The 24,444-nt window shown below is 54.8% G+C and carries 24 protein-coding genes; 21 read left to right on the top strand and 3 right to left on the bottom strand.

Annotation, left to right across the window (positions count from 1 at the left end):
- From BQ5462_RS10760 to BQ5462_RS10690, 15 genes are all read left to right on the top strand, one after another.
- Positions 1-966, top strand: coding sequence for a KpsF/GutQ family sugar-phosphate isomerase (locus BQ5462_RS10760; protein WP_071143283.1), 966 nt, complete (start codon positions 1-3; stop codon positions 964-966).
- Positions 967-1,509 carry a KdsC family phosphatase gene (locus tag BQ5462_RS10755; protein WP_071143282.1) on the top strand — a complete coding sequence of 181 codons (543 nt, stop codon included), beginning with the start codon at positions 967-969 and terminating at the stop codon, positions 1,507-1,509.
- Entirely contained in the window at positions 1,509-2,378 is an 870-nt protein-coding gene (locus BQ5462_RS10750) for a lysophospholipid acyltransferase family protein (protein WP_071143281.1), read from the top strand. Before BQ5462_RS10755 ends, BQ5462_RS10750 begins: the two co-directional genes overlap by 1 nt.
- Before the next feature lie 15 nt (positions 2,379-2,393).
- Complete coding sequence (gene lptC / locus BQ5462_RS10745) at positions 2,394-2,948, top strand: LPS export ABC transporter periplasmic protein LptC (protein ID WP_235819626.1); 555 nt, start codon at positions 2,394-2,396, stop codon at positions 2,946-2,948.
- A complete protein-coding gene (locus tag BQ5462_RS10740; RefSeq protein ID WP_205407959.1) occupies positions 2,948-3,793 on the top strand; it encodes an LptA/OstA family protein in 846 nt (281 codons plus the stop codon). The genes lptC and BQ5462_RS10740 overlap by 1 nt, the downstream gene beginning before the upstream one ends.
- Positions 3,794-3,804: 11 nt before the next feature.
- Positions 3,805-4,524 (top strand): LPS export ABC transporter ATP-binding protein, encoded by a 720-nt coding sequence (gene lptB, locus BQ5462_RS10735; RefSeq protein ID WP_071143280.1) that lies wholly within the window; start codon positions 3,805-3,807, stop codon positions 4,522-4,524.
- Between the two features lie 7 nt (positions 4,525-4,531).
- The gene (locus tag BQ5462_RS10730; RefSeq protein ID WP_071143279.1) at positions 4,532-5,623 is read left to right on the top strand and encodes an LptF/LptG family permease; all 1,092 of its coding nucleotides are present in this window, start codon (positions 4,532-4,534) and stop codon (positions 5,621-5,623) included.
- 266 nt (positions 5,624-5,889) lie between these two features.
- A complete protein-coding gene (locus tag BQ5462_RS10725) occupies positions 5,890-6,303 on the top strand; it encodes a dihydrofolate reductase family protein (RefSeq protein WP_071143278.1) in 414 nt (137 codons plus the stop codon).
- Positions 6,294-7,043 (top strand): DNA/RNA non-specific endonuclease, encoded by a 750-nt coding sequence (locus BQ5462_RS10720; protein ID WP_235819625.1) that lies wholly within the window; start codon positions 6,294-6,296, stop codon positions 7,041-7,043. The genes BQ5462_RS10725 and BQ5462_RS10720 overlap by 10 nt, the downstream gene beginning before the upstream one ends.
- Positions 7,044-7,112: 69 nt before the next feature.
- Positions 7,113-7,691 (top strand): helix-turn-helix domain-containing protein, encoded by a 579-nt coding sequence (locus BQ5462_RS11775; protein WP_071141584.1) that lies wholly within the window; start codon positions 7,113-7,115, stop codon positions 7,689-7,691.
- Positions 7,658-8,533, top strand: a complete 876-nt coding sequence (locus BQ5462_RS11770; RefSeq protein ID WP_143037990.1) for an IS3 family transposase — start codon at positions 7,658-7,660, stop codon at positions 8,531-8,533. The genes BQ5462_RS11775 and BQ5462_RS11770 overlap by 34 nt, the downstream gene beginning before the upstream one ends.
- 271 nt (positions 8,534-8,804) lie before the next feature.
- The gene (locus BQ5462_RS10705) at positions 8,805-10,028 is read left to right on the top strand and encodes a DUF3084 domain-containing protein (RefSeq protein ID WP_071143277.1); all 1,224 of its coding nucleotides are present in this window, start codon (positions 8,805-8,807) and stop codon (positions 10,026-10,028) included.
- Positions 10,021-10,464, top strand: coding sequence for a RuvC family protein (locus BQ5462_RS10700; RefSeq protein WP_083378138.1), 444 nt, complete (start codon positions 10,021-10,023; stop codon positions 10,462-10,464). Before BQ5462_RS10705 ends, BQ5462_RS10700 begins: the two co-directional genes overlap by 8 nt.
- A 203-nt stretch (positions 10,465-10,667) precedes the next feature.
- Positions 10,668-11,495: a porin gene (locus tag BQ5462_RS10695; protein WP_205407958.1), complete on the top strand. Its 828-nt coding sequence runs from the start codon at positions 10,668-10,670 to the stop codon at positions 11,493-11,495.
- Between the two features lie 323 nt (positions 11,496-11,818).
- Positions 11,819-13,081, top strand: a complete 1,263-nt coding sequence (locus tag BQ5462_RS10690) for an S-layer homology domain-containing protein (protein WP_071143276.1) — start codon at positions 11,819-11,821, stop codon at positions 13,079-13,081.
- 320 nt (positions 13,082-13,401) lie between these two features.
- Here BQ5462_RS10690 and istB read toward each other — a convergent pair whose 3' ends face one another.
- Both istB and istA read right to left on the bottom strand, forming a co-directional pair.
- Positions 13,402-14,205: an IS21-like element helper ATPase IstB gene (istB, locus tag BQ5462_RS10685; protein WP_071141508.1), complete on the bottom strand. Its 804-nt coding sequence runs from the start codon at positions 14,203-14,205 to the stop codon at positions 13,402-13,404.
- A complete protein-coding gene (istA, locus tag BQ5462_RS10680; protein ID WP_205407907.1) occupies positions 14,198-15,394 on the bottom strand; it encodes an IS21 family transposase in 1,197 nt (398 codons plus the stop codon). The genes istB and istA overlap by 8 nt, the downstream gene beginning before the upstream one ends.
- Positions 15,395-15,594: 200 nt before the next feature.
- On the opposite strand from istA, the gene BQ5462_RS10675 reads away from it, so the two are divergent.
- Both BQ5462_RS10675 and BQ5462_RS10670 read left to right on the top strand, forming a co-directional pair.
- Positions 15,595-16,893, top strand: coding sequence for an S-layer homology domain-containing protein (locus BQ5462_RS10675; protein ID WP_071143275.1), 1,299 nt, complete (start codon positions 15,595-15,597; stop codon positions 16,891-16,893).
- Between the two features lie 332 nt (positions 16,894-17,225).
- A complete protein-coding gene (locus tag BQ5462_RS10670; protein WP_071143274.1) occupies positions 17,226-18,494 on the top strand; it encodes an S-layer homology domain-containing protein in 1,269 nt (422 codons plus the stop codon).
- A gap of 382 nt (positions 18,495-18,876) precedes the next feature.
- Here the strand turns inward: BQ5462_RS10670 and BQ5462_RS10665 are convergent, their stop codons facing one another.
- A complete protein-coding gene (locus tag BQ5462_RS10665; RefSeq protein ID WP_071143273.1) occupies positions 18,877-20,157 on the bottom strand; it encodes a C40 family peptidase in 1,281 nt (426 codons plus the stop codon).
- 158 nt (positions 20,158-20,315) lie between these two features.
- Here BQ5462_RS10665 and BQ5462_RS10660 point away from each other — a divergent pair, with 158 nt between their 5' ends.
- The 4 genes from BQ5462_RS10660 to BQ5462_RS10645 all read left to right on the top strand — a co-directional run bounded on the left by BQ5462_RS10660 (position 20,316) and on the right by BQ5462_RS10645 (position 24,405).
- The gene (locus BQ5462_RS10660; protein WP_071143272.1) at positions 20,316-20,960 is read left to right on the top strand and encodes a YigZ family protein; all 645 of its coding nucleotides are present in this window, start codon (positions 20,316-20,318) and stop codon (positions 20,958-20,960) included.
- A 252-nt stretch (positions 20,961-21,212) separates the two neighbouring features.
- Positions 21,213-23,048, top strand: a complete 1,836-nt coding sequence (locus BQ5462_RS10655) for an SH3 domain-containing protein (protein ID WP_071143271.1) — start codon at positions 21,213-21,215, stop codon at positions 23,046-23,048.
- A gap of 127 nt (positions 23,049-23,175) precedes the next feature.
- Positions 23,176-23,700 carry an SH3 domain-containing protein gene (locus BQ5462_RS10650; RefSeq protein WP_071143270.1) on the top strand — a complete coding sequence of 175 codons (525 nt, stop codon included), beginning with the start codon at positions 23,176-23,178 and terminating at the stop codon, positions 23,698-23,700.
- A 66-nt stretch (positions 23,701-23,766) separates the two neighbouring features.
- Positions 23,767-24,405 carry a hypothetical protein gene (locus tag BQ5462_RS10645; RefSeq protein ID WP_071143269.1) on the top strand — a complete coding sequence of 213 codons (639 nt, stop codon included), beginning with the start codon at positions 23,767-23,769 and terminating at the stop codon, positions 24,403-24,405.
- The last annotated feature ends 39 nt before the right edge of the window (positions 24,406-24,444 follow it).

Here is a 24,444-nt window from a genome sequence, read left to right as displayed (position 1 = left end):
ATGTTTGAAAAAGCCAAAGAAGCCCTGCGTATCGAAGCTGACTCCATCCTGGAACTGATTCCCCGGGTGGATGCGCATTTCGGGCAGGCACTGGATATGATCCTCCACTGCAAAGGACGGATCATCGTTACGGGCATGGGCAAAAGCGGCATCATCGCCCGCAAGATCGCTGCCACCCTGGCCAGCACCGGTACTCCAGCATTCTTTCTCCATCCGGCGGAAGGCATCCACGGGGACCTGGGCATGGTCACGGAACACGATGTGGTCCTGGCCCTTTCCAACAGCGGGGAAACCGGGGAAGTGCTGAACATCCTGCCCAGCGTGCGGCGCATCGGGGCACGGATCATTGCCATGGTGGGCAATCCGGAATCCACCCTGGCCAAAAATGCGGATATTGTCTTGAATGTGGGCGTGAAGCGGGAAGCCTGCCCTCTGGGCCTGGCTCCCACCAGCAGCACCACGGCAGCCCTGGCCTACGGGGATGCCCTGGCCATGGAACTTTTGAGTGCCCGGAAATTCACGCCGGAAGAATTCGCCATTTTCCATCCCGGGGGCAGCCTGGGACGGAAACTGCTGCTTACCGTGGATGATGTGATGCACAAGGGGGACGAGAATCCCCTGGTGCCCTCTACGGTCAGCGTGAAGGATGCCCTGTTCGTGATCACCGACAAAGGGGTGGGTGCCGTTTCCGTGGTGGACAAGGATCACCGTCTGGAAGGGCTGCTCACCGATGGGGATATCCGTCGGGGCATTGCCAAGGACCTGGATTGTCTGAACCGGCCTGTGGCTGAGATGATGACCAGACACCCGAGGACCATCCAGGATCACAAACTGGCAGCAGAAGCCCTCCATTTGATGGAATCCAACAAACCCCGGCCCATTACGGTGCTGCCGGTGGTGGATCAGGAAGACAAAGTGGTAGGTCTGCTGCACATCACCGATCTGGTCCATCAAGGAGTGGTATAAATGGTAACTGAAGAACAATTGGCCAGGATCCACCTGCTGGCCCTGGACGTGGATGGTGTCCTGACCGATGGGAGCATCATCATCGGCCAGGAAGGAGAACTGTGCAAGCACTTTGACGCCCGGGACGGACTGGGCATCAGCCTGGCCCTGCGCCATGGTATCCAGGTGGCGCTCATCACCGGACGCCACAGCGAGATCGTGCTCCATCGGGCTATGGAACTGGGTATCAGCTCCGTGTATGAAAATGTCATTTACAAAGGAAAGATCCTGGAACAAGCTTCGAAAGAACTGGGTATTCCCCTGGAGGAGACTGCCTTCATGGGGGACGATCTGAATGACCTGCCGGCCTTTGGCCGGTCGGCGGTGACGTTTGCTCCCGCCGATGCGGCTCCGGAAGTCCGGGAACGGGCCATGCTGGTCTCCGGGTGCAAAGGAGGCCGGGGGGCTGTACGGGATGTGATCGAACGCATCCTGAAGGCCAAGGGACTGTGGAACCAGATCGTGAGAGAGTACGAAGTCCAGGGGCAGGGAGACAAACAGTAATGCTCTACGGATTTTTGAAAGGTGTAAGTATCATCATTTCCCATCTGCCCTACAAATTCGTAGTGCGGCTGGGCAGGAATTGTGGTAAACTGTATTGGTATATCGCCAAAAAACAGCGGATCCGGGCGGAAGAGACCATCCAGGAACGGATGGGCGTATCCCCCCGGCAGGCCCGGGAAATCATCCATCGGCTGTTCCTGAACCTGGGGATGACAGCCATGGAGATGTTCTACATGCCCGCCCTGAACAAGGACAACATCCGGGGCCTGGTCACCTTCGACCGGCCGGACATCCTGTGGGAAGCCCTGGCCAGGAAACACGGGGTGGTCATGCTGGCCTGCCATATGGACAACTGGGAATGGCTGGGGGCCGCCCTGGCCCTGAACGGCTTTCCCCTGAGCGCCGTGGAGAAACCCCAGCCCAATCCGGTGTACAGCGATTTCATGAACGAACTGCGCCGGGGTGTGGGCCAGGAAATCTTCGCCCGGGGGACCAACGAGATCCTGGGCTGTGCCCGGGCCATGAAGAAAGGCCGCATGCTGGGTCTGATTGCGGACCAGGACGGTGGCTATCATGGCATTTTCGTGCCCTTCTTCGGCAAGATGGCTTCCACCCCCGAAGGGCCGGCCTATTTTGCCCGCAAGTTCAAGGCACCGGTGGTGCCCATCTTTATTGTGCGCAAACCCAGCGGGTATGGCCACCAGGTCTTCGTGAAAGACCCCATCTACTATGAAGATACGGGCAACCGGGAAAAAGATGATTACCGGATTACCCTGAAAATGACCCAGGAAGTGGAAAAGATCATCCGGCAGTATCCGGACAACTGGATCTGGTTCCAGCACCGCTGGAACACTCCCTGGAACGGTTAAAGAAAGGATGCCTTCATGCAAGTGCAAGCACACAAACGTACCATACTGGTGATTGTGGCCGCCGTGCTCCTGATGGGGGGCGTCATTGCCTGGTTATTGAGCAGCAAACCCACCACGGGTAAAGTGCAGGAAAATGGCAAGGACGTACTCCAGGAAGTAAACGGGTCCACCATCCAGGAAACGAAAAATGGCCGGAAGGTCTGGGAACTGACTGTGGAATCCATGCTCTATGACAAAAAGACCCAGATCGACAAGCTGAAGGGCATCAAGGGGACTTTCTATCAGGAAGACGGGCGGAGCATGACCGTCACTGCCGATGAAGGGGAAGTCCATGTGGATACCAAGGATGTGGTCCTTTCCGTGAATCCCCATGGCACCACCTCTGACGGCGGGGAAGCCAAAGCAGACAGGTTCACCTGGGTGAACAAAGACCAGACGGTGCTGGCCGAGGGCAACGTCTATCTGAAGAAGGGCGACACCGTGGCCACTTCGAAAAAGGCCACATTCAATGTGGCCCTGGATCATGCCAAACTGGAACAGGATGCCAACGTACAGAAGGGAGAATTCTAATGTTGAAACTGAAGAAACTTGCAATGCTGGGAATCCTGGCAGGCCTTCTGTCCGTGACCACCGCCTGCTGGGCTGCGTCCTCCATTTCCGCCGATACGGTGGAATATGATTTCAAGACCGGACAGGCAGCAGCCGAAGGCAATGTGCAGATCCGTCATGACGACGGTACCGCCAGCGCCAGTTCCGCTGATTACAATACCAAGACCGGAGAAGGCAAGCTGACTGGTTCCGTGGTGGCTGACCAGAAGGATGCCCATCTGACCAGTGGTACGCTGATCATCAAGAACAAGGGCAAGTTCCTGTCCGCCATTGGCAATGCGGTGCTGCGTAAAGCCGACAAGACCCTGCGTGCCGACCAGGTGGATTACGATTCCGATGCCCAGTTTGCCCAGACCGTGGGGGACTGGGCCCAGCTGACCATGGATGACGGGTCCAGCCTGGATTCGGCCAGCATGAAATACAATATGCAGAGCGGCGTGGCCAATGCCGACGGAAACGTGCGGCTGGTGAGTCCGCCCCGGAATCTGACGGCACGGGCCGACCGGGCCATTTACAATACGAAGGAAGCGGACGGGACCATCCGGCTGATCGGCCATGCCACCGCCACCCAGAACGATGATACGGTCAGCGGGGATACCCTGACCATTACCGGAGCTGGCGGCAAGGTGGCCATGGCGGAAGGCGATGTGAAGATGGTGGTGGTACCCCAGCAGAGCCAGCCGTCCGTGCAGGAGGAAACACCGGTATTCAGCCTGGCCGGACTGCCGGGGATCCCGGCTTATGTGTACAAGTTCTATAACTGGCCCGGACAACTGCTGTCCTGGGGTGAGACTGAAGTAGGGTAAGGGAGTCAAGAGTGAAGATACGCGCGGAAAAACTGGTAAAAGAATATGGAGGCCGCCGGGTGGTTAATGAGGTCAGCCTGGAGGTGGAGCAGGGGACCATCGTGGGCCTCCTGGGTCCCAACGGTGCCGGCAAGACCACGTCTTTTTATATGATCGTGGGACTGGAACATCCTGACACCGGCCATGTGTTCCTGGATGACGAGGATGTCACCGGACTGCCCATGTACAAGCGCGCCCTGAAGGGCATCGGCTATCTGCCCCAGGAAGCTTCCATCTTCCGGAAACTCACCGTGGAAGAGAACATCATGGCCATCCTGGAACAGATCGAAAGCGACCATGCCAAACGGCAGCAGAAAATGGAAGACCTGATCCAGGAATTCCATATCGACCACATCCGCAAGAGCAAGGGCAGTGCCCTGTCCGGCGGCGAACGGCGCCGGGTGGAAATCGCCCGGGCCCTGGCCACCGACCCCGGCTTCATCCTGCTGGACGAACCTTTCGCCGGGATCGACCCCATTGCGGTGGCCGATATCCAGGTGATGGTGGCCCATCTGGCCAAACGGGGCATCGGTGTCCTGATCACCGACCACAACGTGCGGGAAACCCTGAGCATTGTGAACCGGGCCTACATTTTAAGCGCCGGCAAGATCCTGGTGGAAGGCACCAGCCAGCAGGTGGCAGAAGACCCTGTGGCCCGGAAGTTCTACCTGGGCGATAACTTTAGAATGTGAGGCTGTCATGTCCATTTTAGATAAGTACATTTTAAAACAGATGCTGCAGCCCTTCGCGTTCGGGGTGGCTGCCTTTTCCACCATCTTCGTGGCCAGTTCCTTCCTGTTCCGGGTGACCCAGTACATCACCCAGTACGGGGCCAGCTACTGGTCCCTGATCCGGCTGTTCCTGTGTCTGATGCCTGAAGTCATCAACTATACCTTCCCCATGTCCATGCTGCTGGCGGCCCTGCTGACCATGGGCCAGCTGTCCAGCAACAGCGAGATCACGGCCATGCGCAGCGGGGGCCTGAGCTTCCGGCGCATTGCGGCGCCCATCCTGGCAGCCGGCTTCGTGGTCAGCCTGTTTTCTGTGGTGTGGGCTGAAAAAGTCGTCCCTCCCGCCAAAAGTGAATACGAGCGGATCATCAAGGTGGAAATCAAGCGGGATGCCAAACCCAGGACCCAGAATCATGTGATCATCAAACAGGTTTCCAAGGGAAAACTGGTGCGGCTGACCTATGCCCGTACCTTTGATGAAAAGCAGGGCCTGATGAAGGACATTACCATCGAGGACTGGGACAACGGCAAGGTGGCCCGGATCCAGCGGACCCCCCAGGCCAGATGGACCGAAGGCAGCTGGATCATGGAAGACGGCACCATCACAGACCTGACCGGCAAGGACGGGGTTGCCCGGACCATGACCTTCAGCAAACAGGTGCTGCCCATCAGCGAGACGCCCAAGGCCATTACCCTGGACCAGAAAGATCCGGACCAGATGACCATTGGCGAACTGAAGATGTACATCAACATTTTGAAGAAACAGTACCTGCCCACCAGCAAGTACGAAATGGAAATCTATCGCCGGTTCACCGTGCCCCTGGCCAGCTTCTTCTTCGCCCTGATCGGCGTGCCCCTGGGTGTACAGTCCCAGCGGACCGGGGCTTCCATGGGCCTGGGCTTCTCGGTGGTGATCATCTTCATCTACTATTCCATCATGACCTTCATGACCGGCCTGGGCCAGGGAGGGGTCATCCCCCCTGCCATTGCCGCGGCGACCCCCAACCTGCTCTGCGGAGCGTTCGGGTGCTGGATGATCTATAAAAAGGATAATGTGTAAAAAGAAAACCTTCCAGACCTGGGAACGGGCGCCCCTCATGGGTCGCCCCTACGAGGAGAAACGTACAGGGTATGTTTCATGCGTAAGGACTGCCTGTAAGGGGAAGTCCGAACCCAGGTCGCCCGGAGGGCTTATTTTTTATCCCATATAGTGAACTTCTGTTCATAATCTGCTATAATGTTTATATTCGAAGCCAGCGTCAGCTGGCAACATTCGGCTGTGGACTCGTGACTCGAGACGAGTGACTCACCCAAGGAGGCAAAACCATGATCCTTATGACCACCATCGATGATTCCGGCGGACTTTTGTTCAACCACCGCCGGCAAAGCCAGGACCGCCTTCTGCGCCAGCATATGCTGGACATCGCCGGCCCGTCCGGTTTGTGGATGGACGGCTATACTGCCGCTCTGTTTGCCGGTCAGGAAGACCGGATCCATGTCTCTGAGACGTTTTTGGAGGAGGCTGGTCCCGGCGCCTGTGCCCTGCTGGAAGACCGCCCGGCGGCGCCCTTTTTGGCCAAAATCGAAAAACTGTACCTGTACCACTGGAACCGGGCCTACCCCGGCGATACGTTCTTCGACATCGACGTGACAAAAGGCTGGCAGCTTGTTTCCACAACGGAATTTGCCGGCTCATCCCATGACAAGATTACCGAGGAGGTCTATATCCCATGCAAATGAAGAAACTCACATCCGTCCTGGCGTCCCTGCTGGTGGCTGCCTCCCTGTTCGTAACGGGCTGTGGCTCCGCCAAGACCACTACCGCCAAAAAAAGCGCCCCCAAGAACACCACGAAACAGACCCAGCAGATTGGCAAGAACCAGCCGTCCTTCGACCTGTCGTCCATCCCGGCGTTTACCAACAAGCCCTATGTGGTCCTGAACAACAATGTGCCCGACTTTCCGGACGCCGATAAAAAATCCAAAAAGGCCTTCGAGCACTACAGCAACCTGGACAGCCTGGGCCGCTGCGGCCCGGCCTACGCCAATGTGTGCCTGGAGACCATGCCCACCCAGAAACGGGGACCCATCGGCCAGGTGAAGCCTTCCGGCTGGCAGACCGTAAAGTATGAGGGCATCGACGGCAAATACCTGTACAACCGGTGCCATTTGATCGGGTACCAGCTTACCGCGGAAAATGCCAACCCCAAGAACCTGATCACCGGCACCCGCTACTTGAACGTCACCGGCATGCTGCCCTTTGAGAACCTGGTGGCCGACTACGTGAAAGAAACGAAACACCATGTGCTGTACCGGGTGACGCCCATTTTCAAGGGAAATGACCTGGTGGCCCGAGGCGTGCAGATGGAAGCCTACAGCGTGGAAGATAACGGCGCCGGCGTCCAGTTCAACGTGTTCGTGTACAACAACCAGCCCGGTATCACCATCGATTATAAAACCGGAAAGAGCAAAAGGGCGTAGGAAAAGAGAGCTGTGAGCTGACCCCCAATTGTTAGACCAAAAATCTAACAATTGGGGGTTAGTTTTTTTATGGCAAGACACAGCTATGAATTTAAGAAAAAAATAGTACTGGAATACTTGAACAGTGACAAAGGGTGTATTTCTATTTCACGTAAATATGGGATGGCAAGTAGCAGCCAGCTGCTAAAGTGGGCTGCTGCTTACAAGGCATTTGGAGATAATGGTCTGAAGAGATCTCGCTCTCAAAAAATATACTCTTTCAAAGAAAAACTTTCTGTGGTAGAGTCTTACTTAACAAATGAAATCTCATATCAGGAATTGGCAATTCGTGTAGGAATCAACAATCCGTCATTGATTTCCAGATGGGTCAATGAATTTAAAATTGCGGGGCCGGATGCGTTACGGTCACATAAAAAAGGTAGGAAAAAGACTTTGAGCCAATCAAAACCCAAAAAAACAGATACCCAGGTTCAACAACCGATGGTCAACATCAGTGTGGAACATGTCCAGGAGTTAGAGAATGAAAACCTTAAACTCCGAATAGAGAATGCTTTTTTAAAAGAACTGAGGAGACTGCGTTTAGAGGACGAAGCAAAAATGAGAGAGTTGCGAAAATCATCTCCAGTCTCCGAGGATCATTCAAGTTGAAAGACATTCTCTCCTATACGCAAATGCCCAAAGCAACCTATATGTACTGGCAGAAACGGTTTGACCGCGAGAATCCAGACCAGGAAGTAGAGGAGAAAATACAGGAAATCCGCAGCCAGCATAAAGATTATGGATACCGTCGCATGACCGGTGAGCTAAAGAACCAAGGGATTTGCGTGAACAAGAAGAAAGTTCAACGTATCATGCAGAAACTGAGCCTTCAGGTAACATCTTTTACCCGGAAGAGCCGTAAATACAGCTCCTATAAGGGTAAGGTAGGAACCATTGCTCCAAATAGGATACATCGTCGTTTTGAGACGAATATCCCTCACCAGAAGATTACGACCGACACTTCAGAATTCAAATACTATGAAGCAGATTCACAGGGACATTTGACTCTGCGCAAGCTTTATCTGGATCCTTTCCTGGACATGTTCAATAATGAAATCATCAGCTATGGAATAGCCAAATATCCTTCGGCTAACAGCATACTGGAAGCTCAAGCCAAAGCAATCAAAATTACTGCTGATTGTCCGTATCGAAGAACATTTCACTCCGATCAGGGCTGGGCATACCAAATGAAATTCTATACCAAAAGACTAAAAAACGAACGAATTTTTCAGAGCATGTCTCGAAAAGGCAACTGTCATGATAACGCTGTAATGGAAAACTTCTTCGGCTTACTGAAGCAGGAAATATATTACGGAGTGACCTACTACAGCTACAAAGAATTAAAAGGCGCTATCGAACGATACATCAAATACTATAACGAGCAAAGAATCAAGGAAAAACTGGGCTGGAAAAGTCCTGTTCAATACAGGCTTTCCTTGCAGGCAGCATAAAAAAGTAACGAGACGGTAAAAACCATCTCGTTACTAAGGTCTAACTTTTTGGGGTCACATCACTGTGTTTTTTCACAGCTCTCTTTTTATAAAACAAATTTATGCTATAATAATTTAGAATACAGATGCCAGAAAAAATGTCAGATGTCAGCTCTGTTCGACTGGAAATCTACAGTACCGTTGCTTGCCGAACAGGCTGACATCTCGAGGCTTTGCAAAAGCCGAGTCTGATTTCTGACATCGAATGAATTACGAAAGGAGAGCGCAAACCATGACCGGTGGAATTACCCTGATCCTGGTTCTGGCCCTGATGGGCGGCCTCATTGCCTACCTGGGGGACAAACTGGGAAGCAAGATCGGCAAGAAACGGCTCCGGCTTTTTGGCCTGCGCCCTCATGACACCTCCGTGGTCATGACCATCCTGAGCGGCATCCTGGTGGCTGCCCTGACCATCACCGTCCTGACCATCTCCTCCAAGGAGGTCCGTACCGCCCTGTTCGGCATGAAGAAGATGCGGGCGGAAATCGCGTCCCTGACCACAGCCCGGGACCAGGCCAACCAGGAACTCAGTGCCCAGAACGCCAAGATCCAGGAACTGGACCAGAAGATCACCGAGGCCACGGCAGCGGCCGACCAGGCCAGACAGCAGGAAGCTGCGGCCAAAGCCCAGATGGCCCAGGCCCAGGCCCAGATGCAGCAGGCCCGAGCGGATCTGGGAGAACTCCAGGCACGTTACAATGAAGCCAATGACCGTCTGCAGCAGGCCCAGGCCCAGGTGAAAGAGGCCGAAGCGGCCCGTGACCAGCTGCAGCAGGATGTGAAATCCCTGGAAACGGCCGCCCAAAAGCTTCGGGAAGGGATTGTGGCCATCCGGGAAGGCAATGTGGCGTTCCGCAGCGGTGAAATCCTCTATTCAGGGGTGCTGAAGGGTGGCCAGAATGCAGACAGTACCCAGAAACAGCTCCAGGATTTCCTGAACCAGGCCAACATCCAGGTGGCAGGCCGTATCGGGGTGGATCCTTCCACGCCCGTCATCTGGCTCAGCCGGGAGGCGGTGGAAGACGCGGCCCAGAATCTGTCCAGGGCCAAAGGGGATATGTACGTGCGGGTCTGCGCCGCCGGCAACATCCTTTCCGGGGAAGTGGTGGTGTCCCGTCTGGAAATGGTGGAGAATCAAGTGGTGTACCCCAAAGGGAGCCTGATCCTCAGCCAGTCCATCAGCATAAATCCCAACAGCAACGAAAGCGACCTGGCGCTCATGGCCTTTTTGAAGGACGTGAACCGGGCAGCCCAGGCCGACGGGGTGATCCCCAATCCCCTTACCGGCGATGTGGGGGCCATCACCAGCAGTGAACTGACCCAGGCCAGTGAAAAGATCCGCAGCCTGGGCGGCAAGGTGCTCATTTCTGCCAAAGCCCGGCACGATATCACGGTGGCCGGTCCGGTGGTGCCAGATCTGGAAATCCGGGCAGCGGGAGGTACCCCCAATGAGTGAACCGTTGAAACTGTACCTGGGGGTGGATCCCGGCCGGGATAAAACCGGAGCCGCTCTGGTGTGGGAAGATGGGACCCTTTGCCGGCAGGAAATCATTCCTACCGACGATTTTACTACGCACCTGAAACCATTCCTCCCGGAACAGCCCCTGGCCGGCTGCATCCTGGGGGATGGGACCACATCAAAGACCATGGCAGCGCAGCTGGAGAAAGCCTTTCCCCGGCTGCCTCTTTTTACGGTCAATGAGTACGGCAGTACCCAGGAGGCCAGAAAGCTGTACTGGAAGCTGTATCCACCCAGGGGATGGAAACGGATGATCCCGGTGGCCCTGTTGGATCCACCGTCCGCAGTGGATGGACTGGCAGCCATGGTTCTGGTACAGCGGTATCTTCGTGATAAAACTGTGAAATCGTCGGATTACAAGCCACAAAAATGACTCATCAGTCACATGAAAAAACAAGGTTAATAGGGAACGAATGGAAACTCTTTCCCTATGACCTTGTTTCTTTTTTTGGGCCATGCTACACTGGCAGTGTGAAGAGATTCACACCTGTCCTGTCAAGGAGAAACGGACTGAGAGAAACCGGAATGTGTACGTAGAGGAAACAAGGATACTCGCACCGAAAGTTCCGGATCCAAATGCTGGAAAACAACCAGTACTTCCAGGGTGAGAACGAATCCGGTGATTCCGATACCTCCTTCCAGAGAGCGTACCTGAATGGTAACATCGGTGTGTGGAACATCACGGCTGGCCGGTACAACAAGACCATTGCAGAAGGCAACGTGTACGATGACCGTGTAGATGCTGTTGAATTCAAGGTTCCTTTCGGCCAGACCTACTTCAGTGCTGCCTACGGCAAGATGGCAAGCCTGGACACCTATGGGTGGACCGATGGTGACCTGGTCACCGTAGCAGGCCGTACCTGGACCAAAGATGATTCCGTAGCTGACAAGTTCTGGAACGCAGAACTGGGCGGCAACATCGGCAACCTGGACCTGGCTGCTACCTACACCAAAGCTGACGATGTGAACCCGTACATTGACAACGGTCTGACCGGGGATAACAAAGTCTGGACCGTGGGCGCCAACTACAAAGCCGGCGATTTCAAGATCGGGGCCATGTACCTGAAGGGTGACGATGATACCCTGAAGTACAGCAACTACACCAATGGCGATGATGACGGCTATGTGGTATCCCTGGGCTACAAGGGTGCTACGGCTTCCAAACCCGGCAGCTGGGGCCTGTTCGCCAAATACTATGATCAGGGAGCTCCCACCATTGTGTACCACACCATGAACGGCAGCTGGGACAAATTCAATGGTGAAGGCTTCAAGGGCTACCAGGTCGGCGGCAACCTGACCCTGGCCAAGAACATGGTGGCTCAGGTAGAATACTATGACCTGAAGGGCAAGGAATCCGATGCCCATGCACGGACCCTGTGGTCTCAGATGGTTGTAACCTTCTAATCCAAGACCAATACAAAAAGGACGATTCTTTGGAATCGTCCTTTTTTCGTGCTACAAATCATATTTTTATGTGATAAAAAAATGAAGTTCACAAAGAAAATAATAACCGTTTGTAACCCTGGTTTAAAATTATTTCACAAATTTGCATTTTTCTGTAGCCTTATGGTAAAATAAAGCCGTGACAAAGAGTTGTCACAATAGCTATGTGAAAAACCAAAGGAACAGAACGCTGGCGAGACCAGAGGAAACAAGGATACTCGCGGCAGGAGTCAGCCGGACGCTCCCACGGAATTTCACTCTGTCATTCCTAAGGAGGAATTCCCATGAAAAAGTCTTTAGTATTTGCTATGGCTATGGCTCTGGGTGTAAGCGCAACTGCTTTTGCTGCCAACCCGTTCTCCGATCTGCCTGCTGGCCACTGGGCTTACGGCGCTGTTGCCAAACTGGCTGCTGCCGGCGTAGTTGATGGTTATCCTGATGGCACCTTCAAAGGCGACAAGACCATGACCCGTTATGAAATGGCTCAGATCGTTGCCAAGGCTCTGGCCAAAGGCGCCATTGGTGCTGATGACAAACTGGTCAGCGAATTCGCTGATGAACTGGACAACCTGGGTGTCCGCGTTGCCAAACTGGAAAAGAACGCTGACGCTGTAAAGATCACCGGGAACATCCGTACCCACTATGATCATACTACCGGCGATTTCGGTAAGAGCAGCGATACCAAGACCCGGTCCCGTCTGTTCTTCACTGGTGAAGTGAACGACAACTGGCATTATGTTGGTATGCTGCAGAACGAACAAACTTGGAACAACAAAGGCAAGAATGACTCCGGTGACAGCGAAACCCGTTTCCAGAGAGCTTACCTGACCGGTAACATCGGCGTTGTGAACATGACCGCCGGCCGTTATAACGGTACCTATGCGGAAGGCAACGTTTACGATACCCGTGTGGATGCTGTAAACGCCAACACCAAGTTTGGTGCTACCTACCTGGGCGCAACCTGGGGCAAGATGGCCAACCAAGATTTTGCTAGCAAAAAATCTAAAGCAGATGAGTTCACCCAGGTTGTACTGGGCGGCGACATTGGCAACCTGAACCTGGAAGCCAACTACCTGCACGTGAAAGATTTGGATACTGCCAATGCTGATGCAAAGGTTTACAAGAATGGTTGGGTGAAAGGCTCTGACAATATCTGGACTGCCGCAGCCAACTACAAAGCTGGCGACTGGAAGATTGGCGCTATGTATCTGCACGGCGATGCTGATGACAAGATCGACGGTGTAGAACCCGACAACGATGGTTGGGTAGCTAGCTTGGCTTACAAAGGCGCTTCCTCTGCTAAACCTGGTTCTTGGGGCCTGTTCGGTAAATACTATGATCAGGGCGGCGCTACCTACATTGCTCACACCATGAACGGTCATTATGATTCCTTCGGTCCTGAAGGCTTCAAAGGCTGGATGGTCGGCGGCAACCTGACCGTAGCTAAGAACATGGTGGCTCAGGTTGAATACTATGACCTGAAAGACAAAGGTGCTACCGATAACCATGCAAAGACCCTGTGGTCTCAGATGGTTGTTACGTTCTAATCTCCGATTGGAACCCAAAAGACGATCTCGCAAGAGATCGTCTTTTTTTATGCAAAATAACCAATGAAAGGTGTAGTAAAATGTACAAAGTAAAACGTATCCTGCAAGGTTATGCCGATACTATTGTAAAATAGATGTAAATATGGTATTTTATGAAAAGTTGATAGAATTGTCACAATTGATTTATCCCAGGCAGGTGAATCGATTCTTTTGCCAGGAACAGAGGAAACAAGAAGACTTGTCAAGGCCGGGTTCAATTTGACCCATTTGGCCGGTTAAAAGTGACCCAATAAAACGGTAAATTCAATGCTTTTTCTGCCTTAGGGCCGGAAGTCCTTAAAGCCGGTTTTCCCAAGGCCGGGCTGGGGGACGGCCGGATTCAAACCTGCACGCAGACGATCTTTCAGCCGGTAACTCTCACCTCTAATATTTATCACATGAGCATGGTACAGCAATCGGTCCAGGATAGCAGTCGCAATCACTGAATCGCTCATGAGTTCACCCCAGTCACTGAAATACTTGTTGCTGGTCATAATTATGGTGCCCCGCTCGTAGCGGGCACAGACAATCTGGAACAGCAATTCTGCCTGCTGCCGGCTCAGCTGCATATAGCCAACTTCATCTATCACCAGGACATCTGGCCGGGCGTAAAATTTGCAGCGCCTGGACAACAGCCTTTTTTCCCGACGCTTTTCCAGATCTTCAATAAGATGGGCTAGCGTAATGAAGTATGCGGTTTTGCCGTGGTGCAGGGTTTCTACCGCAAACGCGGTGGCCAGGTGCGTCTTGCCGACCCCCGGCGGGCCCAGCAGGATCAGATTTTCACCTCGTTCCACAAAAGCAAGTGTACGCAGTTCCTGGAGCTGTTTCGGATTCAGGCTGGGCTGGAACGAAAAATCGAATTCCTCCAGGGTCTTCACGGCCGGGATCCGCGCAGCTTTCATCCTTTTCCGGATGGCTTTCTCAGTTCGTTCCTTCTGTTGAAAGCTCAGGAGCTGGTCGAGAAACGAAATAAAAGTCGAGTCTTTTGCAGCGGCCGTTTCCAGAAGGGCATCCAGCTGGCAGGCTGCCTCCGGCATATTGAATTCAGCCAGGAGCTGCCTGGCATGCTCCACTTCAAGCATTGGATACCACCTCCATCAGCCTGTCGTAAAGGGCTAGAGGTCGTTTCACCACATCCTCTTTCATCTGGATTCCTGCCGTTCGAGGGTAAGCAATGCCTTCCTTTGCCTCCAATCCGCTGTATTGCGCCTGCTGCGGAACATAATATCCCTTTACTTCAGAGAGCGGTATATCTGCCACAGGAAGGTTATCTACGAATACCTGTACATGGTTCTGGTACAGCCGGACCCGGGCTTCTCTGCCGCTGTAATGCCAATCTATACCATAGAGATGACCATCGAAACTGACGAATCCATCTTTGGAAATCCGCCGATCTTCCCAGCGGTAACGGTTACGCAGTTCCTGAGGCGGGAGCGGGTTCAAATGCTCGGCCGCCAATTCCTGCAGAGGGATTTTCCCTGTAGTCCCATGCTTCTTGCCGTTCACATGCTGGCACCATTGAAGAGCCTGACGGTTCAGGTCGTACAGATTGGTGAAACGTCTTCCAGGCAGGAAATTCTCCTTGAGATAACGGACAGAACGTTCCACCTTCCCTTTCGTCTGAGGCCGGCGTACCTTACAGGTGGAAGGCTTGAAGCCCATATCGGCACAGAAACTTTCGAAAGCGGGAAGGAAGATGGTCTTACCGGCCTCGTGTTTCAGGACAACTGTCTTCATGTTGTCTGTCAGCACAACATCAGGAACTCCGCCGAAATATTCGAAAGCGTTCAGGATGCAGCGTTCCAGGCTTTTGAGGTCACACCGCTTTGTGAATTCCACGTACCTGGCCCTGGAGTATCCCAGGGTCATGACGAAAGCCGGAACTTTATGGAATTCGCCATCTGTGCCCAAATATTGGCAGATTCCCCAATCCATCTGGGCTTGTCTGCCGGGCTCGGTTTCATACCGTGGCACAGCCGGGATGGTCTTTGGCGGACGAAAAACGTGGACATAATCCTTGATGATGGTCTTCCCACCGGTGTAACCCATCTGTTGCAAGGTCTCCAGGATGACGACGCAGTTGAATATGCCATCGTGCATCATCTGGTTGACCTGCGGCTTAAAGGGATCCAGAATGGAACCGCGCTTATGAGGTTGCTCCGGCAGAGTAGCCACTTGCATATACTTCTTGGCCGTATTCTTGGAAATATTCTGCTCTTTACCGATAGCATATGCGCTCTTGCCTTTTCTTGCACTATCGCGTATTATCATAATAAGCCCACTTCCTATCATTTGGACTACCTCCTAACAAGTTTGGTCGCTTATTATTATGGTAATCCACTTTGGTATGAGGTGGGTCATTTTTTTCCGGCCCTTTAGGTCAATTATAGTCCGGCCTTAACAAGACTCGCGGGAATGGGGAAGAAACGGCAAACTGCCTGGATAAAAATATCTTCTGGGAGGAATCTCCAATGAAAAAATCCTTAGTGTTTGCCATGGCCATGGCTCTGGGCATCAGCGCCACTGCCTTTGCCGCCAACCCCTTCTCCGATCTGCCTGCCGGCCACTGGGCCTACGGCGCGGTGGCCAAACTGGCGGCTGCCGGTGTGGTGGACGGGTATCCGGATGGCACCTTCAAGGGTGACAGGACCATGACCCGTTATGAAATGGCCCAGATCGTGGCCAAGGCCCTGGCCAAAGGCGCCATCGGTGCCGATGACAAACTGGTCAGCGAATTCGCGGATGAACTGGACAACCTGGGTGTGCGGGTGGCCAGACTGGAAAAGAACGCGGACAATGTACAGGTGACCGGGGCTGCCCGTATCAGCTATGCAGATCGCAGAGGCGCTGGCTTCAAGAATTGGGATGACAAATCCGAAGCCCAGCTGCGGACCCGTCTGTGGTTCACCGGTGAAGTGAACGACAACTGGCATTACACCGCTATGATCCAGAACCAGCAATACTTCGAAGGCAAGAACGAATCTGGCGACAGCGATACGAACTTCCAGAGAGCCTATCTGAACGGGAATATCGGCGTGGTGGACATCACCGCCGGCCGTTTCAATGACTTTATTGCTGATGGGAACGTGTTCGATGACCGTGCCGACGCTGTCCGGGCTGATGTAAAATTCGGCCAGGGATATCTGTCCGCTGCCTATGGTAAGCTGGCCAACGCTGATCGGTATGGCTGGCAGGATAAAGATGGTTCCGTAGGGGATACCTACTGGAGCGCAGCCCTGGGCGGCAACTGGGGCAACCTGCACGGCGAAGCCACTTATACCAAGATTAATGACCAGGACTTCGGCGCCATGAATGAAGGGGAAAGCACCCTGGATAAGACTGACAACAAAATCTGGACCGTTGGGGCCGATTATACTGCCGGCAAATGGAATGTGAACGCCATGTACCTGAAGGGTGACGCTGATTCCAAGAACAACAGCTGGGTCAACAATGTGGATGATGATGGTTATGTAGTGGGTCTGGGCTATGCCGGTGCCGATGAAAAGAAACCGGGTACCTGGGGCCTGTATGCCAAATACTATGACCAGGCTGCTGTGACCGTGGCCTCCCACACCATGAACGGCGACTGGTACGTATTCCCGTACACCGGGTTCAAGGGCTACATGGTGGGCGGCAACCTGACCGTGGCCAAGAACATGGTGGCTACCGTGGAATACTATGATCTGAAGAACAAAGATACAGAAAACGGCATCGATGCAGGCAACAAGCATGCCCGCACTCTGTGGTCCGAACTGAACATCACGTTCTGATAACAGAAAACCAAAAAACAGAGGATTGCCCATCGGCAGTCCTCTGTTTTTGTTTGGGTATGGAGGCGTGCGGACGAAGTCTCTGGGTGTTGCGGTCCCAGCATCCGTTGCGGGGGCGGGCGCGCCGCCGGCACGCCCCTACGGATACACCAACCGACGAAGCGCTAATCCTCATCTTGCCTTTTTCTCCTCCTTCGTGTATAATTTGTGATGCAATAGTTATACAAAACTAACTATTTTACATTTCGGTTCCCTATGACAAGCGGAGGAAACACGGAAACTCCTGGTTGGTCCGGAACCCTGGAATGCAAAGGACACAAGGAGGAATCTTCATGAACAAGAAACTGGTAATGGCTCTGGCCATGGCACTGGGGGTCAGCGCTACGGCATTTGCCGCCAACCCCTTTTCCGATCTGCCGGCCGGTCACTGGGCCTACGGCGCCGTAGCCAAACTGGCGGCTGCCGGCGTAGTGGATGGCTATCCGGATGGTACCTTCAAAGGGGACAAGACCATGACCCGGTACGAAATGGCCCAAATCGTGGCCAAGGCCCTGGCCAAAGGCGCCATTGGTGCTGATGACAAACTGGTCAGCGAATTTGCCGACGAGCTGGACAACCTGGGCGTTAGAGTTGCCAAACTGGAAAAGCACGCCGACAACGTGGCCATCTCCGGGGAAGTCCAGATGAGCTACCGGAACGATTCCGGTTCCGCCACCGGCAAGGGCAGCGAATCTGATCTGCGGACCCGTCTGTGGTTCACCGGGGAAGTGAATGACAACTGGCATTATGTTTCCATGCTGGAAAACCACCAGTACTTCGGCGGCCGGAACGAATCCGGTGACAGCGACACCGATTTCCAGAGAGCCTTTCTGGATGGCCGGATCGGCGCAGTGGAACTGAAAGCCGGCCGGTATGACGAATTCCTGGCGGATGGGAACGTCTATGATAACCCGGTGGATGGGATCAAAGCCAAGGTACCTCTGGGCCACGGTTCCTATCTGCAGGCTGCTTATGGGAAAATGGCCGATGTGTCCGGGTTCGGTTATATGAGCGATGAGGAAAAGGTTTCCACGGCAGACAAATTCTGGACGGCCGAACTGGGCGGCGACACCGGAAACCTGCACCTGGCAGCCACCTACACCAAAGCCGGTAACCTGACCTTCCTGGACGGGGACGACAACAAGATCTGGACCGCCGGAGCCGGTTATACCGCCGGCAAGCTGGGCATCAACGCCATGTACCTGCGGGGCAGCAATGACTATGCCGATGCCCGTGACTGGGACAAGGACGGCTGGGTGGCCGGACTGACCTACGGCGGTGCGGACAGCGACAAGCCGGGCAGCTGGGGCCTTCTGGCAACCTATTATGACCAGAGCGCCTCTACGGTGATCGACCACACCATGGATGGCAACTGGGATGCCTTCATCCCCGGGGACAACGGCGTCACCAACGGCTTCAAAGGCTGGAAAGTGAGCGGCAACCTGACCCTGGCCAAAAACATGGTGGCCGAAGTGGATTACTACGACCTGAAAGGCAAGGAAGGGGACCAGAATGGCAAGCACGCCCGGACCCTCTGGAGCCAGTTCGTAGTAACGTTCTAATTCATTCCATAAAAAATAGACCGTCTTCGCAACGGTCTATTTTTTTTGATCGAAACCCTCCGGGAGACCTGGATTCGGACTCCCCTTACGGGTAGTCCCTACGCATGCATCGTAACTGGTGTGTATTCGTAGGGACGGTCCATGAGGGACGTCCGTTCCCAGGTCGGCCAGCGGCCTTTTTTTGCCAGCGTCAGCTGGCTTCCATCGGCTAGTGACTAGTGACGGGGTGTGAAAAAGCATTTTTTCACAGCGCTTTTTTTACCTCTTTTGTCCTTCCCGCGACGGCCGTGACGAAGAGGAACGGCCTAGTCCCGGGGAAAAGGGAAGGGGGACCAGCCCAATGGCTGGTGGATGGGTTTTTACACCTTCTGTGAGACTCCTTTTATCTCCACGTATTGCATTGTGTCATCTGGTCCACCAGCGGGGTTCCGCTGCCGGCCATTAGGTCCACTTTGCTGACCACCACCTGCATGATCCGGTTCTTCACCACCCCATCACCGGTATTGACCCCGTAGGACGCCAGCGAATGGATCATGTAAGGTGTACCGTTCTTGTTCCCCAGCAGCATCATCACATGGTAGGGGGTGAACAGCAGGGAACCGGGGGCGGCCGTCCTGATATAGGCCAGCTTCTGGTCGTGGCTCATACCGTAGAAGCTCTTGCCCGGGAAGGACTGGGCCTGCTCATCTCCATTCCGGGGCAGCTGGATGCCCATGGTCTTGTACACGTCCTGGACAAAGGCGGAGCAGTCCACACTGTTGTGCATGCCGCCCCAGCCGTAGGGGGCACCCAGGTGCTTGAAGGCCATCTGGATGGTATTGTTGGTGGTGTAGGGCAGGTATCCCTGGTGCAGGTCGGCCCCATAGGTGGCCTTCACTGGTACGATCTGCAAATAGCCCCTGTGATCCCGGGTGGGCAGCAACAGATTGCCGTTGGAAGTGGGGATGGCCGTGCCCATCTGGTACAGCTGGGTGTCGGTGCCGGCCTTGAAGCTCAGCAGCTTGCCGGTGACCACGGCGGGAGAGGCCGGGCTGGCATAGGTCTGCCAGGTTTTGGCATCGGTGATGGCCACCTTGTTCCGGGGGACCCAGCCCCGGTAATGGGGGGTACGGACAAAGATGAAGTTGCCCTGGGGATTGGTATGGTACACCCGCACCGGTGTGGAGGGATCCACTGCCGTTTCCTGCCAGTTGTCGAACTCCCGGTCGGAGGCGGAATCAAAGGCCCGCTGCAGGGTGGGGAACGAACGCAGATCCACCCGGTCCACCACCACGCCGTATTTTACCGTGTTGGTGGGCTGGATGTTGGCTTTGGCGTCGGATACCAGCTGCCGGGCGAAGCTGTGGCTCAGGGGTGCGCCCTGGACGTACTGGTCTTCATCCATGGTAAAGGCGTTTACATAGGCGGTGAGCTTGTCGCCGGAAATGGTGGCGCCCAGATCCTGGATGGAATCCCCGAAGATGGCCTTGTCCATCTGGGCGTTCATGGCCCGGATCCGTTCCGGGGTGGCCAGCACGGTATTGCCCTGGGCCGAAGTCCAGGCAGAAGGGGAATTCAAGGCGGCTGGCGTGCCGGGCATGGCAGCAGCCCCCAGGGCCACAGAAGCCGAAAGGCAGAGAGCCCCGGTAAGGACAGAAATCCGTTGCAATGTATGGGTAAACAAAACAAAAACCTCCTTTGGGATATCGGGTACTATTATAACATACAGAGTATAAGATGTCAGATGCCAGACTCGGCTCTGACGAGCCTCCAGATGTCAGAAAGCAGAATATGGTATAATAGATGGGATTTGAAAATCGAGTTGTGAAAGGAACTGTAATCATGGGAAAATATGTCATTGCCCAGCCGGCGGTCAGTGAGCTGGTGGTGGAAAAATCCCGCTTCATCTGCACCCTGGCCCGGGTGGAAACGGAGGCCGAGGCCCAGGCCTTTGTGAAGGCCATGAAAAAGAAATACTGGGACGCCCGGCACAACTGCTCTGCCTACATCGTGGGGGCCGACAACCGGGTGGAACGGTCCAGTGATGACGGAGAACCCGGTGGTACCGCCGGCTCTCCCATGCTGGAGGTGTTGCGGCGGAAGGGATTGTACAACACGGCGGCCGTGGTTACCCGGTACTTCGGGGGCATCAAACTGGGGGCCGGGGGCCTGACCCGCACCTACGGAAAATCCGTGGCTCAGACCGTGGAAAAAGCCGGTCTGGCAGAACGGATCCCCATGGGGGATTACACCTTCCTCTGGTCCCTGGACGATGTGGGACGGGTGCTGAACCTGCTGTATCAGCAGGACCTGTTCACCGTGGGCGATGTGGAATATGACAACCGGGCAAGACTCCACCTGATCATGCCCGAAAAGGACAGGGCAAAGGCGGAAGCCTGGCTGACGGAAGCCCTGAGCCGGCCGGTGGAGCTGGAGGAGAAGAGAAAATTCTTTAAAGAGTGCAGAGTGAAAAGCGACCCTGTATAAGATGCCAGATGTCAGACTCGGCTCTGACGAGCCTCCAGATGTCAGCTTGTCAGGCGACAAGAAAATCTTGCCAGTGCTGCTTGGCAAACAAAGCTGACTTCTGACTTCTGGAAGCCCGTAAGGGCGCTCTGCGATTTCATCCAGTCCCGTCCCCTTGATTTTCCCACCCCATTACAGTACACTAATACTATTGACTCCAATGGATGATTGGATGAGGGAAATCCATTTTATAGAAGAAAGCAGGCTTTACTGATGTTGAAAAAAACGTGTGCGGTCCTGATGAGCTGTCTGGTGCTGGGCACCACGATGGCTCCGGTATGGGCAGCGGATCTGGAGGTACCGGTCAAGACGGTGACCAGTACCCAGAATAAAGTGACCGTTGAATGTCCCCAGGTGGTGGGGGGCAGCAAATCTGCCGACGAGAAGATCAACCGGGCCCTGAGCAGCCAGGTGGCTTCCTTTGCCAGCGAGGCCTCCACCCTGGGCGGCGGCAAGGTCCATTACGATGTGCACAAGGCGGATGGGGATGTGATCAGCTTCACCATCGTCATGACCCCCAACATGGGGGTGGAAGAAAGCCAGGGTATGACCTTCGACCGGAAGAGCGGTCAGCTGCGGCCCCTGAGCTATTACTACACGGACGACCAGCTCCATGTGCTGGCGGAAAATGGCCTGAAATACCTGTATGACGTGGATCCGTCTAGGCTCCAGACCCTGCCCGACACCTATTACATTGACAAGGATGGCAGCCTGATCGGGCTGTACCATGCCGGTGCCGTCCTGGACAAAAGTGAAGGGGAAATCGAAGTGAACCTGTCTGCAGCCGGGGTGGATGAGGACGGCAATGTGGTGGAGACGCCCATTGCCCATCCTTCCGATGCTTCTGCAACAGCTGTAAAGCAGGAGAATCACGAGGAAGAGGTTCCGGCTGAAACCGGCAGAGGCAAGGGCCTGGCCAATCTGCAGAAACGGGCTGCTGCCCGGGAAGCCGCCCGGCAGAAGGCTGCAGAAGAAAAGGCCCGGAAAGAGGCTGAGAAGCAGGCTGCTAAAGAGCAGGCGGCAAAAGACGAAGAACAGCTGGACGACGATAGCCAGGCCAAGGCAGATATTTCCCGCCTGGCTGCCAAGTACCGGGCCGCCAAGGCTGCCGATGCCAAGTTGGATGCCCAGATCGCCGCAGACCAGAAGGCCCAGCTGGCCCAGGAAGCGGCTGCGAAGAAGGCAGCGGCTGAAAAGGCCAAGCGGGATGCCCGGGAAAAGGCTGAGGCAGAAAAAGCCAGAGCCAGAGCGGCAGAACTCCGGAAGGAAGCTGCCGCCGCAGCGAAAACCGCTGTAGAAGCAAAGAAGGAAACGAAACCGGAAGCCAAGGCAGAAACCAAAGTGGAAACACAGGCCAGACCTATGACCGTAAAAGAAAAGGTGGCCATGATCCAGGCGGAAGAAGCCAGGAAGGAAGCGGAAGAAGAAGCCGCCCGGATGAAACAGCTGGTGGCCATCAGGGAAGCCGCTGAAAAACGGGCTGCCGAAGAAAAAGCCCGTCAGGAAGCCGCCGCACGGGCTGCTGCCGAAGAACGGGCCCGTCAGGAAGAAGCGGAACGGCAGGCTGAGGCAGAACGCCAGGCCGCTGCTGCCGAAGCCGCCCGCCAGGCGGCCGTGGATTATGACACCAACGGTTCCGGGGTGATCACCGGCACCGAGGTGCGGATGCGTTCCGGTGCCGGCACGGATTATAATGTCATCGGAGCGTTTGACAACGGCGAGACCGTACAGGTCCTGGGCAGCGCCCAGGCTGATGGTGCGACCTGGTACAAGGTGCAGCGCAGTGACGGCAGCACCGGCTGGGTGTCCGCGGATTACTGCAGCCTTGGCGGGGATACCGCCAGCAGTTCCACCGGGACCATCAGCGGCACGGATGTCCGTATGCGGGCCAGCTACAGCACTGACAGCGACGTGCTGGGGTATTTCGACAACGGCGAAAGCGTCACTATCCTGGACGACGTGACCAGTAATGGCCAGCGCTGGCTGAAAGTACAGCGCAGCGACGGAAGCGTAGGCTGGGTGGCCGCCGATTTCGTGGCAGAAGGATAAAAGTTGTCCTTTCCCCCTTTCAGGGGGACACAAGTATTAAATCCTGCTGGTTCTCTTGTAAACTTCGTGATACAATGACTACATAAAAGAAAGAAATCGATCGCATAAGCGTGAGAGGAGGCAGACCATGATGAAGAAATTGGTACGGATCGTCGCTGCAGCCTGCTGTCTTTTCGGTCTGACATTCCCCCTGGAACGGAAAGCAGATGCGTCTGCCACCGGGACCATCATCGGGACGGAAGTCCGGATGCGCAAGGGGGCAGGGACAAATACGGAAATTATCGGCTATTTCGATGACGGCGAAAAGGTGGAAGTCCTGAAAAGCAATGTGAACGAAGGCCGCAAATGGTACGAAGTGAACCGCCAGGACGGTACCCAGGGCTGGGTGGCCGGCGAATACTGCCGGGTGCCGGAAGGTTCCCTCATCCCTTCGGAAACCCGCCTGCAGGACCGCAAAGGCAAGATCATCGGTACGGAGGTGCGCATGCGCAGCGACCCTAACCAGAATGCCGATGTGCTGGACTACTTTGAAAAAGGCGAAGTGGTCACCATTCTGGATGCTGCCGATGGAGGCGGACTGCACTGGACCCGGGTGGAACGGGAAAACGGAGATATCGGCTGGGTGGCTTCGGACTACCTGCAGGAAATTTAATTGACTGGTCAAATACCGGCTCCTATGATACAATATATAGAACGACAACTAGGAGGTTGTAGCAATATGAAAAAATTCTGGCACACTTTGTCTGCCGTCGCTTTTTGTGCAGCGCTGACGCTGCCGGTACTTCCGCAGGCGGAAGCCGGGACCTTCACCTTTACCCCGACCAAGCCGGCGGAAACCACTTCCCAGCAGCAGACCCCTGCTGCCACTCCTCAGGTCAAATCCCTGAAACTGGCAGTGGTCCCTCTGATGATCGGTGAAAAGGTGGAAGACAACGAGGGCATGAAACCTATCGTATACAGCAACGAAATTGCCAAGAAATTCCAGTATCCGGAATATGACATGGTGGATTCCGATACGGTCCGGAAAGTGGCCCTGCAGGAACAGGACAACCTGTTCACCAAAGAAGGTCTCCAGGCCGTAGCCAAGGCCAGCGGAGCGGATGTGGTCATTGCCATGGCCGTGGACAAGTTCGATGTGACGGAAGACAATTTCCGCCGGGAACCCATGACCATCCTGGATTACAGAGGCCGGTTCGCCACCCTGAACACCATCAATGGCAAGTTCAAGGATGACCACTGGAGCTACAGCCGCGAAATGGAAAGCGGCGCCATCAATCCCCGGTCTGACTGGCCTCACCACGAATTTGGCCTGTTCGTGCGGAGAGAGCTGAACAAGGTCATCAAGAACAACAAATAACAGACAGAGGGCTATCGCACCAGCGGCGACGGCCCTTTC

It is taken from the genome of Acidaminococcus timonensis, assembly GCF_900106585.1.
Lineage (GTDB): Bacteria > Bacillota > Negativicutes > Acidaminococcales > Acidaminococcaceae > Acidaminococcus > Acidaminococcus timonensis.
Note: the sequence above shows the minus strand (reverse complement) of the source record. Positions and strands in the feature narration are given on the sequence as shown.

What these genes read in the sequence shown, in the direction of transcription:
- BQ5462_RS10760 (WP_071143283.1), top strand. Translation starts at nt 1, where the DNA reads ATGTTTGAAAAAGCCAAAGAAGCCCTGCGTATCGAAGCTGACTCCATC.
- BQ5462_RS10755 (WP_071143282.1), top strand. Translation starts at nt 967, where the DNA reads ATGGTAACTGAAGAACAATTGGCCAGGATCCACCTGCTGGCCCTGGAC.
- BQ5462_RS10750 (WP_071143281.1), top strand. Translation starts at nt 1,509, where the DNA reads ATGCTCTACGGATTTTTGAAAGGTGTAAGTATCATCATTTCCCATCTG.
- lptC (WP_235819626.1), top strand. Translation starts at nt 2,394, where the DNA reads ATGCAAGTGCAAGCACACAAACGTACCATACTGGTGATTGTGGCCGCC.
- BQ5462_RS10740 (WP_205407959.1), top strand. Translation starts at nt 2,948, where the DNA reads ATGTTGAAACTGAAGAAACTTGCAATGCTGGGAATCCTGGCAGGCCTT.
- BQ5462_RS10730 (WP_071143279.1), top strand. Translation starts at nt 4,532, where the DNA reads ATGTCCATTTTAGATAAGTACATTTTAAAACAGATGCTGCAGCCCTTC.
- BQ5462_RS10725 (WP_071143278.1), top strand. Translation starts at nt 5,890, where the DNA reads ATGATCCTTATGACCACCATCGATGATTCCGGCGGACTTTTGTTCAAC.
- BQ5462_RS10720 (WP_235819625.1), top strand. Translation starts at nt 6,294, where the DNA reads ATGCAAATGAAGAAACTCACATCCGTCCTGGCGTCCCTGCTGGTGGCT.
- BQ5462_RS11775 (WP_071141584.1), top strand. Translation starts at nt 7,113, where the DNA reads ATGGCAAGACACAGCTATGAATTTAAGAAAAAAATAGTACTGGAATAC.
- BQ5462_RS10705 (WP_071143277.1), top strand. Translation starts at nt 8,805, where the DNA reads ATGACCGGTGGAATTACCCTGATCCTGGTTCTGGCCCTGATGGGCGGC.
- BQ5462_RS10700 (WP_083378138.1), top strand. Translation starts at nt 10,021, where the DNA reads ATGAGTGAACCGTTGAAACTGTACCTGGGGGTGGATCCCGGCCGGGAT.
- BQ5462_RS10695 (WP_205407958.1), top strand. Translation starts at nt 10,668, where the DNA reads ATGCTGGAAAACAACCAGTACTTCCAGGGTGAGAACGAATCCGGTGAT.
- BQ5462_RS10690 (WP_071143276.1), top strand. Translation starts at nt 11,819, where the DNA reads ATGAAAAAGTCTTTAGTATTTGCTATGGCTATGGCTCTGGGTGTAAGC.
- istB (WP_071141508.1), bottom strand. Translation starts at nt 14,205, where the DNA reads ATGCTTGAAGTGGAGCATGCCAGGCAGCTCCTGGCTGAATTCAATATG.
- istA (WP_205407907.1), bottom strand. Translation starts at nt 15,394, where the DNA reads ATGATAATACGCGATAGTGCAAGAAAAGGCAAGAGCGCATATGCTATC.
- BQ5462_RS10675 (WP_071143275.1), top strand. Translation starts at nt 15,595, where the DNA reads ATGAAAAAATCCTTAGTGTTTGCCATGGCCATGGCTCTGGGCATCAGC.
- BQ5462_RS10670 (WP_071143274.1), top strand. Translation starts at nt 17,226, where the DNA reads ATGAACAAGAAACTGGTAATGGCTCTGGCCATGGCACTGGGGGTCAGC.
- BQ5462_RS10660 (WP_071143272.1), top strand. Translation starts at nt 20,316, where the DNA reads ATGGGAAAATATGTCATTGCCCAGCCGGCGGTCAGTGAGCTGGTGGTG.
- BQ5462_RS10655 (WP_071143271.1), top strand. Translation starts at nt 21,213, where the DNA reads ATGTTGAAAAAAACGTGTGCGGTCCTGATGAGCTGTCTGGTGCTGGGC.
- BQ5462_RS10650 (WP_071143270.1), top strand. Translation starts at nt 23,176, where the DNA reads ATGATGAAGAAATTGGTACGGATCGTCGCTGCAGCCTGCTGTCTTTTC.
- BQ5462_RS10645 (WP_071143269.1), top strand. Translation starts at nt 23,767, where the DNA reads ATGAAAAAATTCTGGCACACTTTGTCTGCCGTCGCTTTTTGTGCAGCG.